Annotated in this window: 18 protein-coding genes; 15 read left to right on the top strand and 3 right to left on the bottom strand. The window is 42.6% G+C overall.

What is annotated here, in order from left to right; genetic code table 11:
- Positions 1–15 precede the first annotated feature (15 nt).
- Positions 16–213: a zinc-finger domain-containing protein gene (locus tag ACSQ2E_RS09900; RefSeq protein WP_435990368.1), complete on the top strand. Its 198-nt coding sequence runs from the start codon at positions 16–18 to the stop codon at positions 211–213.
- 53 nt (positions 214–266) lie between these two features.
- Here the strand turns inward: ACSQ2E_RS09900 and cspD are convergent, their stop codons facing one another.
- The gene (gene cspD, locus ACSQ2E_RS09905) at positions 267–467 is read right to left on the bottom strand and encodes a cold-shock protein CspD (protein WP_435990369.1); all 201 of its coding nucleotides are present in this window, start codon (positions 465–467) and stop codon (positions 267–269) included.
- A 297-nt stretch (positions 468–764) separates the two neighbouring features.
- On the opposite strand from cspD, the gene mntR reads away from it, so the two are divergent.
- A complete protein-coding gene (mntR, locus tag ACSQ2E_RS09910) occupies positions 765–1,181 on the top strand; it encodes a transcriptional regulator MntR (protein ID WP_034758545.1) in 417 nt (138 codons plus the stop codon).
- Between the two features lie 96 nt (positions 1,182–1,277).
- Here mntR and ACSQ2E_RS09915 read toward each other — a convergent pair whose 3' ends face one another.
- Positions 1,278–1,496, bottom strand: coding sequence for a DUF3892 domain-containing protein (locus tag ACSQ2E_RS09915; RefSeq protein WP_435990370.1), 219 nt, complete (start codon positions 1,494–1,496; stop codon positions 1,278–1,280).
- Between the two features lie 196 nt (positions 1,497–1,692).
- On the opposite strand from ACSQ2E_RS09915, the gene ACSQ2E_RS09920 reads away from it, so the two are divergent.
- The 13 genes from ACSQ2E_RS09920 (at position 1,693) to ACSQ2E_RS09980 (ending at position 14,390) form a co-directional block, all read left to right on the top strand.
- Positions 1,693–2,367 carry a class I SAM-dependent methyltransferase gene (locus ACSQ2E_RS09920; protein ID WP_435990371.1) on the top strand — a complete coding sequence of 225 codons (675 nt, stop codon included), beginning with the start codon at positions 1,693–1,695 and terminating at the stop codon, positions 2,365–2,367.
- 194 nt (positions 2,368–2,561) lie between these two features.
- Positions 2,562–4,253 (top strand): formate--tetrahydrofolate ligase, encoded by a 1,692-nt coding sequence (locus tag ACSQ2E_RS09925; protein ID WP_435990372.1) that lies wholly within the window; start codon positions 2,562–2,564, stop codon positions 4,251–4,253.
- Positions 4,254–4,281: 28 nt separating this feature from the next.
- Positions 4,282–4,779, top strand: coding sequence for a hypothetical protein (locus ACSQ2E_RS09930; RefSeq protein WP_435990373.1), 498 nt, complete (start codon positions 4,282–4,284; stop codon positions 4,777–4,779).
- A gap of 43 nt (positions 4,780–4,822) precedes the next feature.
- The gene (locus tag ACSQ2E_RS09935) at positions 4,823–5,680 is read left to right on the top strand and encodes a DegV family protein (RefSeq protein ID WP_435990374.1); all 858 of its coding nucleotides are present in this window, start codon (positions 4,823–4,825) and stop codon (positions 5,678–5,680) included.
- 97 nt (positions 5,681–5,777) lie between these two features.
- A complete protein-coding gene (locus ACSQ2E_RS09940; protein WP_435990375.1) occupies positions 5,778–6,422 on the top strand; it encodes an HD domain-containing protein in 645 nt (214 codons plus the stop codon).
- Positions 6,419–8,305 carry an ABC-F family ATP-binding cassette domain-containing protein gene (locus ACSQ2E_RS09945; protein ID WP_435990376.1) on the top strand — a complete coding sequence of 629 codons (1,887 nt, stop codon included), beginning with the start codon at positions 6,419–6,421 and terminating at the stop codon, positions 8,303–8,305. The genes ACSQ2E_RS09940 and ACSQ2E_RS09945 overlap by 4 nt, the downstream gene beginning before the upstream one ends.
- Positions 8,306–8,383: 78 nt before the next feature.
- Positions 8,384–9,511: a conserved virulence factor C family protein gene (locus tag ACSQ2E_RS09950; protein ID WP_435990377.1), complete on the top strand. Its 1,128-nt coding sequence runs from the start codon at positions 8,384–8,386 to the stop codon at positions 9,509–9,511.
- Between the two features lie 21 nt (positions 9,512–9,532).
- On the top strand, positions 9,533–9,967 hold the full coding sequence (locus tag ACSQ2E_RS09955) for a BrxA/BrxB family bacilliredoxin (protein WP_435990378.1): 435 nt from the start codon (positions 9,533–9,535) through the stop codon (positions 9,965–9,967).
- Positions 9,968–10,071: 104 nt separating this feature from the next.
- The gene (locus ACSQ2E_RS09960; protein ID WP_435990379.1) at positions 10,072–10,848 is read left to right on the top strand and encodes a class I SAM-dependent methyltransferase; all 777 of its coding nucleotides are present in this window, start codon (positions 10,072–10,074) and stop codon (positions 10,846–10,848) included.
- Between the two features lie 796 nt (positions 10,849–11,644).
- Positions 11,645–12,235: a YpjP family protein gene (locus ACSQ2E_RS09965; RefSeq protein ID WP_435990380.1), complete on the top strand. Its 591-nt coding sequence runs from the start codon at positions 11,645–11,647 to the stop codon at positions 12,233–12,235.
- A gap of 166 nt (positions 12,236–12,401) precedes the next feature.
- On the top strand, positions 12,402–13,091 hold the full coding sequence (locus tag ACSQ2E_RS09970) for an anthrax toxin lethal factor-related metalloendopeptidase (RefSeq protein WP_435990381.1): 690 nt from the start codon (positions 12,402–12,404) through the stop codon (positions 13,089–13,091).
- A 22-nt stretch (positions 13,092–13,113) separates the two neighbouring features.
- A complete protein-coding gene (locus ACSQ2E_RS09975) occupies positions 13,114–13,908 on the top strand; it encodes a thymidylate synthase (RefSeq protein ID WP_435990382.1) in 795 nt (264 codons plus the stop codon).
- Positions 13,905–14,390 (top strand): dihydrofolate reductase, encoded by a 486-nt coding sequence (locus tag ACSQ2E_RS09980; protein WP_435990383.1) that lies wholly within the window; start codon positions 13,905–13,907, stop codon positions 14,388–14,390. Before ACSQ2E_RS09975 ends, ACSQ2E_RS09980 begins: the two co-directional genes overlap by 4 nt.
- Before the next feature lie 52 nt (positions 14,391–14,442).
- Here ACSQ2E_RS09980 and trhA read toward each other — a convergent pair whose 3' ends face one another.
- Complete coding sequence (trhA, locus tag ACSQ2E_RS09985) at positions 14,443–15,141, bottom strand: PAQR family membrane homeostasis protein TrhA (RefSeq protein WP_435990384.1); 699 nt, start codon at positions 15,139–15,141, stop codon at positions 14,443–14,445.
- Between the last annotated feature and the right edge of the window lie 41 nt (positions 15,142–15,182).

Consider the following 15,182-nt stretch of genomic DNA (forward strand, 5'->3'; position numbering starts at 1 on the left):
TCTAGGAGTGATCTCATGAATCGAAAAGAAGTGGTGGATAAAGTGGATGAGCTTATAGACACCTACTGTAACGACTGCTTACTGAAAGCACACTTTCGCAAAGAGTATGGCAAAACGTATGCTCACCGCTTTTGCATAGAACAATGCACCATTGGGGAACAAATCCGTCATTACGGAGAATATTTGAACAAAAACGAGGCATATCAAAAGTAAAGGGCAGCCATTCTAGGCCGCCCTTTATCATTTTGATCTATTGTTTTGTACGATTATAATTTAACTACGTTTGCAGCTTGTGGTCCGCGATTTCCGTCAACAACATCGAAAGAAACCTCTTGACCTTCTTCTAATGATTTGAATCCTTCACCTTGAATCGCTGAGAAGTGAACAAATACATCGTCTCCACCTTCAACTTCGATGAATCCAAAACCTTTTTCATTGTTGAACCATTTTACTTTACCATTTTGCATATTAGAATCCTCCTAAATCGTTCAAGCACAGCTGTGCCTCTGGAAAATAGTTTTCACGAAATGAGTGATCCTTATAGCTTTTAGAATAAGCCTAAAAATCGTTCATTTCAATGATGTCTTTACTATACAATATGACGTTTTTTGAGTCAACATTCGTCATATTTATTTAGGGTTTAGTCGACGGTGAAGAGATGAAGGTGAAGATTTGAGTTGAGCGGCGTTCCGTGTCCGGGTTGTATTCATCCGGTAGTTATAGTAAACTTTTAATGATATTTATGGGAATTTGGAGGGTAAAAAATGCCTACACCAAGTATGGAAGATTATATAGAACAGATTTATATGTTAATTGAGAATAAAGGTTATGCCAGAGTATCGGATATAGCAGAAGCTTTATCTGTCCATCCCTCCTCAGTTACCAAAATGGTGCAGAAGTTAGATAAGGACGATTATCTCATTTATGAGAAATACCGCGGTCTTGTTCTGACTCCAAAGGGAAATAAAGTAGGTAAACGTTTAGTATATCGACATGAGCTATTGGAACAATTCCTTCGTGTCATTGGAGTAAAAGAAGAACATATTTATGAAGATGTGGAAGGAATCGAACATCATTTAAGCTGGGATTCCATCGATCGCATCGGGGATCTCGTACAATTCTTCGAGGAAGAAAAGAGCCGGGTAGAAGGACTGCGGACGATTCAAAACCGCAGTGAATAATGATTTTATCCATTTACTAAAAGCGACGAAAAACATAAGACAAGGGTAAAGGACTTTCATTTGATGAAAGTCCTTTTTGAATATGCGGTTCAGAAATCAGAATATAGAAGGGTAGTCGTTAAAAGTTCCATCCTCGACTGACAGACTGGATAGCTCCGTTTCTCCCCATTCATTCTCATTGAGTGTGACGCCATGAAGTAAACCAACAGACGCTTCCAATACGGCTTTACGGTAGGAAATGATGCGGCCGGAAGAGGTTTGGAAGCTTATAATGTCTCCATGATAATTCCGTTGTACCTTGGATATTTCTTCCATATCTATCACCTTTTCTATTCAGACTTTAAAATTAGTATGAACAAATCAGAAAGAAAACATAATTCTACCTGTAAGATGATTTTAAGTTTACATAATAATATTATGTACATTTATAGATTTCATGTCCTTTCATGCAGGAATTAAGGACTTGGACTGAGAATATAGAACAGTATAGAAAAAATGCAGAGGAGTACATATGAAAAGTTCAGAATGGCATACAAGTGCCAAAACCCGTTGGGAAGATAATGCCGATCATTGGCATTCTAAAAGCGTTGAAATGTGGACAACTGGGAGCAGAAAGGCCGTCATCCCTTTCTTTCATGATCACGCAGGGAAAGCAAGGATCGTTGCGGATTTAGGCTGTGGCGATGGATATGGGTCTTATCTGTTGGTTGAAAAAGGATATATGGTCACAGGGATGGATTTCTCTAGAAACATGATTGATATTGCAAAGAAGCAGGAAAGGGAAAACCTGTCCTTTGTTCAGGGGGATTTGAATTCCCTCCCGTTCCAAGACGGACAATTTGATGCTGTAATGGCGATCAATTCAGTGGAATGGACTGAAAATCCTTTACACACATTGAATGAGATTGAACGGATAGTGGGTAAGGATGGTTTTATTTGCATCGGCCTATTGGGACCAACCGCTCATCCAAGGGAAAATGCCTATCCCCGTCTTCAAGGTAAGGAGGTCATCTGCAATACAATGATGCCTTGGGAACTGGAGAGGCTGGCTCAAGACAAAGGATGGAAGAAGGTCGCTGAAGACTGGATCTACAAAAAAGACGTGAAACCCACGCACACAGACAATCTCACCAATGAATTAAAGCAGGCTTTGACCTTTACGACATTATTTATGTTTCAAAAATAAAACATGATCGATTCTCATCATCCTGAGAATCGATCATGTTTTGCTATTTCCCATCCCCATCAGTCTGGATGGCCACGTTGGAGATAGGTAGCGAGAGAAGAGCAAAAGTATTCATTTATAGTGTAAAATAAAGATACAATAGAAAGAAACAAGCTGCGGTGACTCTAAATTTGAAGCTGAGAGGGTGAACTTCCATGACTACAATAAAGAAAAAAATATTATCAGATATTGAGATAGCTCAACAATCCACATTACTTCCGATCGTGGAGATTGCTAAAAAAATCGGCCTGACAGAAGATGACGTGGAACTTTACGGCAAATACAAAGGAAAGATATCCTTTGATGCGATACATAAACTGAAAGACCATTCACAGGGGAAATTAATCCTGGTTACATCGATCAATCCAACGCCTGCAGGTGAAGGAAAGTCTACGGTGACAGTGGGACTCGGGGATGCTTTGAACCGATTAAATAAAGAGACCATCATTGCCATGAGGGAGCCTTCCCTGGGACCGACGATGGGGATCAAAGGGGGAGCAACAGGGGGCGGTCATTCACAAGTGCTGCCCATGGAGGACATTAACCTCCACTTCACAGGTGATATCCATGCCATTTCTACAGCCAATAATGCCCTTGCTGCCTTGTTGGATAATCATATTCATCAAGGAAATGAATTGAATATCGATCAAAGAAGAGTGGTATGGAAACGTTCGATTGATATGAATGATCGTTCCCTCCGCCAAATCATCGTTGGTTTGGGCGGACCCGTACAGGGGATTCCGCGGGAAGACGGATTTGATATCTCTGTAGCGTCTGAAATCATGGCTGTTCTCTGTCTATCCCAGAGTATCGGAGAATTAAGAAAAAGGCTCGCTCAGATGGTCGTCGCCTATAACTGGTTAAAACAACCGGTGACCGTCCGGGATCTCGGTGTGGAAGGGGCTCTGACGTTATTGCTGAAGGATGCACTCAAGCCTAACCTCGTCCAGACGATCGAGCATTCCCCTGCTCTCATTCACGGCGGTCCGTTTGCCAATATAGCTCACGGCTGCAATAGTGTCATGGCGACGAAAACAGCTTTGAAGCTTGCTGATTATGTGGTGACTGAATCCGGATTCGGGGCAGATTTAGGAGCAGAAAAATTCCTGAATATCAAGTCCCGTGCTGCAGGTAAATTTCCCGATGCCGTAGTTCTGGTTGCCACCATCCGAGCCTTGAAAATGCATGGAGGCCAGTCGAAAGAGGAACTTCAAAAAGAAAATCTTCCGGCCCTGGAAAAAGGATTGTCCAATCTGAAGAAGCATATGGAAACCCTGGAACAATTCAATGTTCCATTTGTCATTGCCATCAACAGGTTCGTAACAGACAGTGACCATGAAATCGATGCCTTGATCAAGTGGTGTGAAAACCAGAATAAAAAGGTTTCATTAACTGATGTATGGGCTAAAGGCGGAGAAGGTGGAATCGATTTAGCACAGAAGGTCTTAGAGGAGATAGAAGGGAATAAAAAGGAATTCTCTCCCCTTTATGAGCTGTCAGATTCCCTGCAAAAGAAAATTGACACCATAGCCAAAAAAGTATATGGCGCAAGTGGAGTGGAGTATACGGTCAAAGCGAGAAAACAGTTGGAAGAATTCGAATCGCGAGGCTGGGGCGTTCTCCCGATCTGTATGGCCAAGACGCAGTACTCCCTCTCTGATGACCCCTCAAAACTCGGCCGTCCTGAGAATTTCACCATCACGATTCGCGAACTGAAGCCAAAGATCGGAGCAGGCTTCATCGTTGCTTTGACGGGAGAAGTCATGACGATGCCCGGATTGCCGAAAAAACCGGCAGCGTTCGGAATGGATGTAGATGAAGACGGCAGGGCAGCCGGACTGTTTTAAAGATGAATGATGGAAAGGAGTGGCGAAGATGTTTGACCCTACAGCATTTGATAACTTGAAGGTTATCTTTGAAGGAGCAGTCTACGATCTTGACTTAACAGGGGATATTCAGATACTCGATCGGAAGGATTTGTTTGATTTTGCTCATTATGAGCGCTGTTATCAAATTCATTATTCACTTCCTTACAAAAAAACGCTTTCAATCGAATTTCATCTGAAGGCGGATATGGGACATTTCCTGGCAGAAAGAAAGATGATGACTGAAAAGAATACGGCGGGAGCGGATATACTCATCGTCTATAAAGGTGATGAAAAACTTCAACGTCATATGGAGATCCTAGAAGAAGCCTGGGGAAAAGATAAACACTGGGAGTGGAAAGAAGTGAAGTCCTCCGTTAAACCGACCTCATATGAGGGGATCTTATCCTTCAATCGGGTGATTACGGAAGAAATGGTCGATGATGTATTACAGATGATATCATTCTCTGTAGACACATTGAAACAACTGGACCGAAAGGACTTCTAGTCCTAAGTTGAGCTCATATAAATAGAAAAAAGGGGAATTTTTCATGAGAATAGCATGGGTAACAGATAGTACTGCTTTTGTTCCAAATCAATCGGGGAGTGGGGAAAACGACATCTATGTTGTTCCCATGAGCATCCTGTTCGGGGAGAAGGAGTATATGGACGGCATTGACCTGTCCCCTGAAGAATTGTTCGCTAAATTAAGGAACGAAAAGGTGGAAGTGAAAACCTCTCAGCCTTCAATCGGCAGGTTTAAGGAATTATTCGAACAACTGTCAAGGGACTATGACCATATTTTCTCCATCCATGTTTCGTCACATTTCAGCGGGACTTTTTCGTCTGCTTATCAGGCTGCGGAACTACTGAAGGACACCACTCCGAATATTAGTTGCATTGATTCAAAGATCCTCTCCAATCCTTTGACAGAATTGATTGAGTACGGTCAACGCTTATCGAAGGAAGGAAAAGATCCCCTTCAGATAAAAGAAGCGATTGAAGAAAGAATCAACTCATGTGAGACGTATGTGATGGTTGGGAGCTTGGAACAGCTACATAAAAGCGGAAGGATGGGCGGTTTATCATTCTTTCTGGGGAGCGTCCTGAAGATAAAGCCCATGCTTTCCATTGAAGATGGTAAGCTTAAAGTGGAAGACAAGGTAAGGAGCATAAAAAAAGGCATAATCAGCATGAGCCATCAGTTGGATCTCGCTCTCACAAATAGGAGTATAAGGAAAGTATCTGTATTACACGGGTTAAATCGGGAGGATGCTTTAGAATGGATGGATCAGCTGAGACAAGCTTATCCTGAAATTCAATTTGGAGCCTATCCCCTCGGGGCAGTGATCGGTGTACATGCCGGTGAAAACACAATCGGTATAAGCTGGTTTTCAGAAAAAAATTAAAAAACCAAAAAAGGAGTGATGTGTAGATTCAGGCATCCACTCCTTTTTATTCTGAAAGTAGAACATCATTTGGTACAATGGAAGAGAAGGTGGAAATATGGAACGTAAAGAGCTGGACCAAGTAATAGACTATTTAAAACAAGAGTACATAGGTGAATCAACCGGACATGATTGGTATCATTTAGATCGAGTGAGAAAACAGGCTCTTAGAATTGCAGAAAGAGAGCAGGTTTCCCATACGTATATCATTGAGCTTGCAGCACTGCTTCACGATGTGCCGGACGAGAAATTCGTAAACGAAGAAGAAGGAAAAAAAAAGCTGGATCATATCCTGACGAATCTCACACTCAACGAATATGAAAGAGAGTCACTGGAATCGATCATCTATTCCATCTCGTATAAAGGTGGTCATGAAGCGGAATTGACTACCATTGAAGCGAAAATCGTCAGGGACGCCGATCGCCTTGATGCCATCGGGGCGATCGGCATCGCCAGGACATTTGCTTATGGAGGCAGGAAAGACAGAGCGATGTATAACCCTCATTTTCATGTGAGGGAACACATGACCTTAGAGGAATACAGAAATGGGGATAGCTCCAGTATCCATCATTTTCACGAAAAATTACTGAAGTTGAAAGATTTAATGTGCACGGCAACCGGCAGGATGTTGGCGGAAGAACGCCATGAGTTCATGCTCCGGTTTCTAGAGCAATTTAATAAAGAATGGACTGGTCAAGAATGAGAATGTTAACAGCTGAGAATCTTTCCAAAACCTATGGGGAGAAGACTCTGTTTAAAGATATATCCTTTTCCATTACGGAGAAGGAAAGAGTCGGACTGATCGGAGTGAACGGTACAGGTAAATCAAGTCTGTTGAAGCTGATTGCAGGAATGGAAGAATATGATACCGGTGAGCTTTCAAGGCCTAACGACTATCATATTTCCTATCTTCAACAGGAACCCGCATTTGATGGGGAATTAACCGTGCTTCAACAAGTATTCCGGGGAGAAGCGAAGATCATCCAGGCTATGAGAAACTATGAAACGGTGCTAATAGAGATGGAGAAGAACCCGGAAAGTCCAAAGGTACAAGATGAATTATTCGAGGCACAAAAGGTAATGGATCTCCTCAATGCCTGGGACGCAAGTGCAAATGCTAAAGCCATATTAACGAAGCTTGGCATTCAGGATTTCGGGAAGAAGATGAATGAACTATCCGGCGGGCAAAAGAAGCGGGTGGCACTGGCAGGGGTCCTTATTGAAACTCCGGACTTGCTTATATTGGATGAACCGACCAACCATCTGGATTTTCAGTCCATCAAGTGGCTGGAGGACTATTTGGGGAAATATAACGGATCAGTGTTACTCGTGACACATGACCGGTATTTCCTCGACAAAGTGACAAATCGGATCTTTGAATTGGATGGAGGCAGCCTATATGCCTATAAAGGGAATTATGCTTCTTTTATTGAAGCCAAAGCTTCTCGTGAAGAAGTGGAACGCCAATTATCCGAAAAACAGCAGAATCTTTACCGGAGAGAGCTTGCATGGATGAGAAGGGGAGCTAAAGCCCGGACCACGAAACAAAAGGCCCGTATCCAGCGATTCGAACACCTGGAAGATACAATGTCGTCCGGTCCTTCCAATGGACAAGTAGATATGTCGATTGGGGGAAATCGTTTAGGCAAGCAGGTGTATGAGTTCAAGGGCGCGTCAAAACACTTTGAAGACAAGCGAATACTAAACGAATTCTCATTCCTGATCAAGCCTAAAGACCGAATCGGGATAGTAGGGAAAAACGGGAGCGGAAAATCAACCTTCCTTAATCTCCTTGCAGGAACGGATGATCTGACAAGTGGGGAATTGATCAAAGGGCAGACCGTCAAGATCGCCTACTATACCCAGGGGCATGAAGAATTGGATGAGAATATGAGAATGATTGAATATCTAAGAGAAGAGGGTGAGTACATTACCACGGATAAGGGAGAGCAAGTTTCCGTTACGTCCATGCTCGAAAGATTCCTTTTTCCAATGAGCACCCATGGGACATTGATCCGAAAACTGTCCGGCGGTGAAAAACGAAGACTCTTCCTGCTGAAACTATTAATGTCAAAACCAAACGTCCTTCTGCTGGATGAGCCTACCAACGACTTAGACACAGAAACCCTGACAGTGCTTGAAGATTATATCAATGAATTTTCAGGTGTAGTGATCACTGTTTCCCACGACCGATACTTCTTGGATAAGACAGCAGATCAGTTGTTAATATTCAATGGGGACGGTCAGATCGATTTCTATTACGGGGAATATACAGAGTATCTTGAGAAGAGTGAAGCTTTAAGTAAGAAGCAGCTGACGGATTCAATGAAAGAACCAGTCCCTGTTAGAGAAGTGAAGGAGAAAGAGAAAAAAAGGCTCTCTTATATGGAGAAAAGAGAGTGGGATGAGATTGAAGATAAGATGACAGACATTGAAGCAAAAATAGAAAAAGCGGATGCCGAGCTCCAAAAAGTCGGCAGCAATTTCGAACGGGCACAAGAGTTGATGAATGAAAGTGAAAAGCTAAATGAAGAACTGGAAAGGCTCATTGAGAGGTGGACCTATCTCTCAGAATTTGCCGAATAAGTCTCTTTTCTTAAGACAACAAGAATACTGTGTTAAAATGGAAGGTAAATGAACTGTTTAGAGAAAGGGGTAACAATCTTGAGGATCGTATCAATTGAACCTACTCCAAGTCCGAATACGATGAAAGTTCTTCTCGATCAGGAAATGAAGGCCGGGAAGAGCAACAATTATAAAAAAGATGAAGCGGAGGGGGCTCCTCCCGTCATCAAAGAGATCTTAGCCATTGAAGGTGTTAAAGGTGTATACCATGTTGCCGACTTCCTGGCCGTCGAACGGAATGCTAAATTCGATTGGCAAGAGCTTTTGCCACAGGTGCGAAAAGCATTCGGTGAAGATACAGCTGATGGGGAAACGGGAGCCCACATGGAGGAACATTTTGGTGAAGTGAATGTCAGTGTGCAGATGTTCAAAGGAATTCCGATGCAAGTAAAAGTGACAGATGGGGAACAAGAAAAACGTTTTTCCCTGCCTTCTTCATTCCTTGAAGCGCTTGGTCAGGCTCAAAAAGAGGGGGATAATGTCGTCCTTCTTAGAAAGTGGAAAGATTATGGCATCCGTTACGGTGATCTTGATGAGATCGGCAGCGACGTGACGGAAGAATTAGTTGCAGCCTATCCTTCTGAAAGACTTTCCAGGCTTATCGTGGAAGCACAGGAAACAACCGATGCCAAGGGACCCCTCATTTATAAGAAAAAGCAAAAGGTGACCGTCGAGGATTTTGAAGCGCCGGAATGGGAAACCAGGTATCAGAAACTGGATGCGATGGAGGATCCTGCATTGGGTGACTTACCTCTACTTCAGAAAGCGCTCGAGGACGAGAAAGTATCGATCCGCAGATTAGCCGTTGTGTACCTTGGAATGATAGAAGATGAAAGAGTCCTTCCACTGTTGTACAAGGGATTGCGTGATAGGTCCGTAACAGTGAGAAGGACGGCGGGTGACTGTCTTTCTGATCTGGGATTTCGAGCGGCGATCCCGGAAATGATTGCAGCCTTAAAGGATAAGAGTAAGCTGGTTAGATGGCGCGCGGCCATGTTTCTTTATGAAGTCGGTGATGAATCTGCCTTGCCTGGTTTAAAAGAGGCGGAAAATGACCCTGAATTTGAAGTGAAGCTTCAAGTGAAAATGGCCATCGAACGAATTGAGGGCGGCGAAGAAGCAAAAGGATCGGTTTGGAAACAGATGACGGAAGCACGTCAACAATAAACAGGAAAGGATTGATTATGCATGTCTATGGCATATGAAGAATATATGAGACAGTTGGTTACGCCGATGAGGCAGGAATTGACGCAAGCAGGGTTTAAAGAGCTTGGTACAGAAGAGGAAGTCGTGAATTTCATGGAAAAAACGGAAGGAACGACCCTCGTTGTCGTTAATTCTGTTTGCGGGTGTGCAGCTGGTCTAGCACGTCCTGCTGCCACTCAATCCGTCATGAATAACGATAAGACCCCTGACCATCTTGTTACGGTTTTTGCAGGACAGGACAAAGAAGCGACTGCCAAGATGAGAGAATACTTCGACGGTTATGAGCCTTCCTCTCCATCCATGGCTTTGCTTAAAGGAAACAAGGTCGTTCACTTTATCCCCAGGGAAGAAATTGAAGATCACGATATTTCTTCCATTATTTCAAATCTGGTGACTGCGTTTAATCAAAACTGCTAGCAGTTCATCAAAAAAGAGCGGGTGACAGAGTCACCCGCTCTTTTTTTGTGGTAGGATAATGAAAAGATGATAGAAAAACGAATATCTAAAGGAGAATCACTAACGTGTTTGTCACCACTTGTGGAAGAACCAATCAGAACGTAATAGATAAAGCGCATAAGGCCTCCGATCTCCTTTCTATACCATATATACCCAGGGGAAAAAGATCGATCCGTCACCATATGGAAAAAGCTGATGGGGACTGCCTCGTCATCGGGAAAGAGCGGCTGGAACTTCATACGCGGGAAGGGAAGGGAGAGCCATTCTTTTTCCATCCAAATTCCGCATCTTTCCGGATCAAGAGGCTTATGAGGGGGGAGAAGGATCCACTCATAGAAGCGGCGGACCTTAAGGAAGGCATGAGCTTTCTGGACTGCACCCTTGGACTTGCTTCAGATAGTATTATTGCGAGTCATATCGTAGGGGAGGAAGGGTCGGTAACAGGGATTGAAGCGAATAAATACATTGCCCATATCGTTCATCATGGACTTCAGAAATGGAACTCTCCGCTTCCTGCGTTAAATCGGGCCATGAAACGTATAAACGTTCTCAATGGACATTTTTATGAAGAACTAAAGAAATTCAGGAATGACGCATTCGACGTCGTGTACATCGATCCGATGTTTGAAGAAGCATTGACCGACTCCCATGGAATCAATCCCATCAGACAATGGGCAAGCTATACCGGCGTTACAAAAGAAGGAATAGAAGAAGCGAAAAGAGTGGCCAAAAAGCGGGTCGTATTAAAAGAACACTATCAATCACCCCTATTCGAAGAAATGGGCTTTGAAGTAATAAAAAGGCCATCAGCCAAATTTCACTTTGGAGTCATCCGGTTATAAATGGCTTTGTTGGCATAGATAGTTGTGATTTTTACACATTCTATGATTTGCAAATGCTCTGTCATTGAATGTGTGCTGGAGTGTGAAGAGTATATTTTGACAGAGCTAATTGGTACATAAAAACAGTGTAGATAAAGAGCATTAGTTTATAAGCTACAATCAGTCAGTACAACCATTAGATAATGAGTTGGATGTGAACAACCCTGACACTTCTTTAAAGTAAAATTCTTATGCTTTGACAGTTGATTGGAGCGGAAGGTGCTCGACTCCTGCGGGAAACATTGAAAAGCGGAGGCGGCTTGTTCAGCCCCGACAAGCATAAGATGAATGGGCCTAAGAAGGCGTTTTTTGCCTTCTTGGACCATTTAGCTTATGACCTCGAGGGGCTAGCTGCCGGAGCTGGACAAGGGTAGGACACCACTTGAAGCCGAGGAGGCTCACCGCCAGCCCCGCGGAAAGCGAGCACCTGGAGCGGAAATCAACCACTACTCGCTTCATCAAAATGCTACCATGTTTACGTAAACAATCAATAAAATAGACAGGCATCCATCGCCTGTCTAATCTCATAAATATTAATCAGTGAATCCCAGTACAATAAAATAACCTAACAGAAGTATGTATCCGATATTGATCATAATTCCAGTATCCATCTAGTTATCCTCCTTACAAAGTATCCTCATTAATATACTACCACATAAAGATTTTTATATCCTACAAAAAAATGAAACCTTTTTCACTTTTTAATCGTAAGAAGTAGTATAATAATAGACGTAATACATAGGAAAGGACGTTATCTATGTCGATCTGGCTCAAGAAATCGTTTTTTATCTTATTATCAATCCTGACATTTGGACTTGTTTCACCATCACAAGCCTTCCTGAATGAAGAAAATCATGCCCTTGCAAAGAATAATGGCAAGCCTTCCACCGTGGAGTCGACTCCAGAGGAAACAAGAGAAGAAGAGGCTGCCCTAACCTATGATGTATTTATAGAAACGATGCTGGTACAAGCAGAAAAAAATGCATATGAAAAATTCGGGACCAAGATCAAGCCTGTCATAGAGGACGAATTCAGATCGTTAATCCTTCCAAAGATTGAAATTGCGATAGCGGATACAGCAGCTCAATTTCCGGAAGAAGACTTAACGTCCCTTACCATTTCAGAAGTACCTCAGTATGCTAAAACAGAAAAGATCTTTCATATCTATGATGAGCGTTCGGGTGAAGATATCATTCGTTTTCATGTAAGAAAAGACCATCCACCAAAAGATGGATATTATTTCAACTTTCACTACCATACGGTACATGACCAATTCCAGGCACATCATGAACTCGGAAGCATTTTCTGGGATAAAAACACTCCTCCTCAATGGATGAGCGTGTCCTGATCTACCATATATCAAAACAGATAAAACAAGTGCGTGGATGAGCGTGCTTGTTTTTTTGCTCATTTTTAAGAAATGGAAATAATACTCTCTGAAATCGGGTCTATCATTATGATAAAATAGTAATAAATGCATCCCTGTTGCATCATAAGAAAAAGGAGGGATTAAAGTGAAACGCACCTTCATCATCCTTCTGATTACAGTAACTCTTGTGATTGTCTGGACCCACACAAATGCTAATTACGACGGTACCCTCCTAAAACACTCGCCCCTTAAAACGCAAGTAAACCTTCAATCCAGTAATCAGCTTGAAAATATGATCCTCTTACCAGAATCAACGTTTGATCAAGAAGAGGCCGGTGAAATGATCAAAAGACTGGATCATATTCCTACATCGCTGTTGGAGTCCGCCGAATCGCAGGATATCAAAATTCGATTATTCCAAAACAAATTAACCGATTTTTCTACGACAAGTCACTTGAAAGGAGTCACCCCGAGAGGGTACACTAATAAAAGTATTACGTGGGATGATGTCCCTGGGATAGGTGGTTCAAAGCTTGTATTAGTAAAGATCGGTCATAGCGGGAAAGGAAAAGGGCACAACTCATATAATCTGGAACTTCATGAGTTCGCCCACAGCATTGATCGGTACGTCTTAACGGACCTGTATTATGAGCTGAAATTCTTACCCCTCTGGAAAAGGGAAGCACCACGGGTTTTCCCTGATGAAGAGTATTTCCTTCAATACAAAGAAGAATATTTTGCTGAAACATTTGCTATGTACTATTTGAATCCCGAAACTAGGAATCTACTTAAGCAAAAGGCACCCGCAACATATCGATTTTTTAAAGAACTATAAACTAGTAAAAGGTGTGGTCACTGTGAAGCAGTATTTAGACTTGTGCAAACATGTGCTGGAATATGGGACAAAGAAAGAGGATCGGACGGGAACAGGGACGATCAGTACGTTCGGATATCAGATGCGTTTTGATTTACAGGAAGGATTCCCTCTCGTTACAACGAAAAAACTGCATGTGAAATCGATCATTCATGAACTCCTCTGGTTCTTAAAAGGAGATACGAATGTAGCTTATCTTCAGGAGAACGGGGTACGCATCTGGAATGAGTGGGCTGATGAAAACGGTGAATTGGGACCTGTATACGGGCATCAATGGCGGTCATGGTCCGGTGCAAATGGAGAAACCATCGACCAGATCTCGAACCTAATCGACACGATCAAGAATAATCCTGATTCAAGACGAATGATCGTGAGCGCTTGGAATGTAGCTGATGTGGATCATATGGCTTTGCCTCCTTGTCACTGCCTGTTCCAATTCTACGTGGCAGATGGTAAATTATCCTGTCAGTTATACCAACGATCTGCCGATGTATTCCTTGGAGTTCCCTTTAATATTGCATCGTATGCTCTACTAACGATGATGGTGGCACAGGCTTGTGATTTAGAGGCAGGGGAGTTCGTTCATACATTCGGCGACGTGCATATCTATCAAAATCACCTTGATCAAGTAAAGTTACAACTATCAAGGGATCCGAAACCACTGCCGACGCTAACGATCAATCCCGAAGTCAAAGACATCTTCGGTTTCAGCTTCGAAGATTTCAAACTTGAAGGATACGATCCCCATCCGCATATCAAAGGAGTCGTGAGTGTATGATTTCGTTTATATGGGCGATGGATCAGAACCAGCTGATCGGGAAAGATAATGGACTGCCTTGGAGACTGCCTGAGGATCTGAAATTCTTCAAGAAGACGACGAACGGACATGCAATCGTAATGGGGAGAAAGACATTCGATTCCATCGGTAAGCCATTGCCTAATCGTGAAAATGTCATTTTGACCAGAAATACAACATTTCAACAAGAAGGATGCCTTGTCATGCATTCTGTAGAGGAAATTGTGGAGTGGTCTAAAGAAAAAGGCGGAGAAATCTTTATCATGGGTGGAAGAGAAATATATAAACAGTTCGTCCCCCATGTAGAAAGACTATATGTTACACAGATCCATCATGAATTCGAAGGGGATACGAACATGCCCCGCATCCCCTGGGAAGAGTTTACCTGCATTTCTTCTGAAAAAGGGATAAAGGATGAAAAAAATCCTTACGACTACGAATTTAAGATCTATGTAAGAAAATAAGAGAGATAATAAAAGTCCAGCCAGTGGCTGGACTTTTATTATGGGTCGAATCTTACACATAGAACAAGATACAGAAATACATAAAACCGCTTCCGGCAAGGACGAACAGGTGCCAGATGGCGTGATTATAAGGAAGTTTGTTCCACACGTAGAAGACAGCACCGACGGAGTACATGATCCCTCCTGTTAAGAGAAGCCCGAATCCTGCCCCTGTCAAACTAGCGTATAAAGGTTTAATCGCAATGATTACGAGCCAGCCCATCACAAGATAGAATAGGGTGGATACCACCTGATAGCGTTGAACAAAATAACACTTGAACACAATCCCCACTAAGGCAAGTCCCCACACAATCCCAAATAAAGTCCATCCTAATGCACCTCTCACACTGACAAGCATAAATGGCGTATACGTTCCAGCAATAAGGACATAAATGGCCGAATGATCCAAGATCGCAAATAGATTTTTCACCTTTGAGGGCTTAAAGCTGTGCAAGAGTGTCGAAAATAAGTAAAGAAGAATCATGGAAGTCCCGAATATCGAGAAGCTGACAATGTGCCAGGCAGATCCTTCATGAACGGCAAAAATGATTAACATCACTAATGCCGGAATGCTGAGAATCAATCCGATACCATGGGTGATGGCATTCGCAACTTCTTCTTTCCAATTGGAAAAATCGAAATCATATGTCAAAGTGTTTTCATCCTTTCTACGATCGTCTGATTGATCGCTTAACGATTTGCATATATTCATGATAATCCTCTTTAAGCTATTGTGCAATCATCAACATAGTA

Origin of the sequence: Rossellomorea sp. LjRoot5, assembly GCF_964253455.1 — a bacterium.
Classification (GTDB): domain Bacteria; phylum Bacillota; class Bacilli; order Bacillales; family Bacillaceae_B; genus Rossellomorea.

Excerpts from the sequence above, each read along its gene's own strand:
- ACSQ2E_RS09925 (WP_435990372.1), top strand. The coding sequence starts at position 2,562 with ATGACTACAATAAAGAAAAAAATATTATCAGATATTGAGATAGCTCAA.
- ACSQ2E_RS09980 (WP_435990383.1), top strand. The coding sequence starts at position 13,905 with ATGATTTCGTTTATATGGGCGATGGATCAGAACCAGCTGATCGGGAAA.
- mntR (WP_034758545.1), top strand. The coding sequence starts at position 765 with ATGCCTACACCAAGTATGGAAGATTATATAGAACAGATTTATATGTTA.
- ACSQ2E_RS09955 (WP_435990378.1), top strand. The coding sequence starts at position 9,533 with ATGTCTATGGCATATGAAGAATATATGAGACAGTTGGTTACGCCGATG.
- ACSQ2E_RS09965 (WP_435990380.1), top strand. The coding sequence starts at position 11,645 with ATGTCGATCTGGCTCAAGAAATCGTTTTTTATCTTATTATCAATCCTG.
- ACSQ2E_RS09940 (WP_435990375.1), top strand. The coding sequence starts at position 5,778 with ATGGAACGTAAAGAGCTGGACCAAGTAATAGACTATTTAAAACAAGAG.
- ACSQ2E_RS09945 (WP_435990376.1), top strand. The coding sequence starts at position 6,419 with ATGAGAATGTTAACAGCTGAGAATCTTTCCAAAACCTATGGGGAGAAG.
- ACSQ2E_RS09900 (WP_435990368.1), top strand. The coding sequence starts at position 16 with ATGAATCGAAAAGAAGTGGTGGATAAAGTGGATGAGCTTATAGACACC.
- ACSQ2E_RS09935 (WP_435990374.1), top strand. The coding sequence starts at position 4,823 with ATGAGAATAGCATGGGTAACAGATAGTACTGCTTTTGTTCCAAATCAA.
- ACSQ2E_RS09930 (WP_435990373.1), top strand. The coding sequence starts at position 4,282 with ATGTTTGACCCTACAGCATTTGATAACTTGAAGGTTATCTTTGAAGGA.
- ACSQ2E_RS09915 (WP_435990370.1), bottom strand. The coding sequence starts at position 1,496 with ATGGAAGAAATATCCAAGGTACAACGGAATTATCATGGAGACATTATA.
- cspD (WP_435990369.1), bottom strand. The coding sequence starts at position 467 with ATGCAAAATGGTAAAGTAAAATGGTTCAACAATGAAAAAGGTTTTGGA.
- ACSQ2E_RS09920 (WP_435990371.1), top strand. The coding sequence starts at position 1,693 with ATGAAAAGTTCAGAATGGCATACAAGTGCCAAAACCCGTTGGGAAGAT.
- trhA (WP_435990384.1), bottom strand. The coding sequence starts at position 15,141 with ATGAATATATGCAAATCGTTAAGCGATCAATCAGACGATCGTAGAAAG.